The following is a 1,198-nucleotide window of genomic DNA, read 5'->3' on the forward strand; positions in this document are numbered from 1 at the left end:
ACTCAAAAAAGACAATTTGACTATTCAGAATCTTGGAAAACTGTTAATTTAAATGAAGTTACATATATTCCTAAGAAAGAGAAACTCAGTAAATTTACTAATGAAAAATTATTAACTGTAAAATTACATTGTAAAGGAGTAGAGATTAATACAACTACAATTCCTAAAATTACTAAAAAAGGAAGGGCTTATTATAAACGAAATTTCAAAGAAATTTTAATTGGTAGACAAAATTTACATAATGGGGGCATAGGTATTGTTTCTCAAGAATTAGATGAAGGAATTTGTTCTAATGCTATTACAAGTTTGAAAGTTAATAAAAATAGAGTAACACCTTACTTTTTATATTATTTTTTAAGTAGAACTGAATATTATAAAAAAACAGAAATTTTTATGAATGGAACTGGACAAAAAGAATTATCTGAAAAAGAATTAATGAAATTGAAAATAAAAATACCTTCACTATCTGAACAAGAACAAATAGTAAACTGTATGACAAATATAGATAAAAAAATTGAATTAATAAAAAAAGAAAAGTGTGAATTAAGTAATTTTAAAAAATTTTTATTGCAGACCATGTTTTGTTAAATTAACAGAACATTTGTTGTAATAATCCTTTTTTATATTTTTTAAATAAAAACATACTATTTTCAATATTTTGACATTTAAAATCAATAGTATTAAGAATTTTAATTATTTTTTTCTGTTCATCGATAGAAGGTACTTTAATCACTATTTCATTAAATAATTCTTTATTTAAATTTCTTCTCACTACACTAGCTCCTTGTTCTGAAGCAAGTTCATATTCAAATTTTAATCTTGGTGTTTTTAATATATATTTAATAAATTGACTAAGAATAATATCTGTTGTAGAATATATTTTATAAGAGGGAGAAACTATTCCTTTCTCAAATTTATCATTAAGATTAATATTTCCCATCCATAAATTCTGCGGACTTAGTACAATTTGATTTAAAGATAAAATTTTATAACCTATATTATTTTTACTTGCAATATCTCTTTTAAAATAGTTTTCTTGGAGATATAATCCATCAACAGTTGATGATAGAACAGGATATTGATTTTTAATTTCTGATTTAATATTAATCTCCTTTAATAATTCTTTAAATGAAAAACTAATCCATTCATTATCAAATTCATTAAACATTAAATTAGGTTTAAATTCTTTATATTTAGG

Annotated in this window: 1 protein-coding gene and 1 pseudogene; one reads left to right on the forward strand and one right to left on the reverse strand. The window is 21.7% G+C overall.

Annotation, left to right across the window (positions count from 1 at the left end; all coding sequences use genetic code 11):
- On the forward strand, window positions 1-588 hold a 588-nt coding region (locus tag NL43_RS08070; protein ID WP_198923201.1), incomplete at its 5' end, for a restriction endonuclease subunit S.
- 1 nt (window position 589) lies between these two features.
- Here the strand turns inward: NL43_RS08070 and NL43_RS08075 are convergent.
- Window positions 590-1,198: pseudogene (locus NL43_RS08075) on the reverse strand (restriction endonuclease subunit S); the annotation flags it as partial.

The sequence above is a fragment of the Methanosphaera sp. WGK6 genome (assembly GCF_001729965.1).
In the GTDB taxonomy this organism is placed as follows: Archaea; Methanobacteriota; Methanobacteria; order Methanobacteriales; family Methanobacteriaceae; genus Methanosphaera.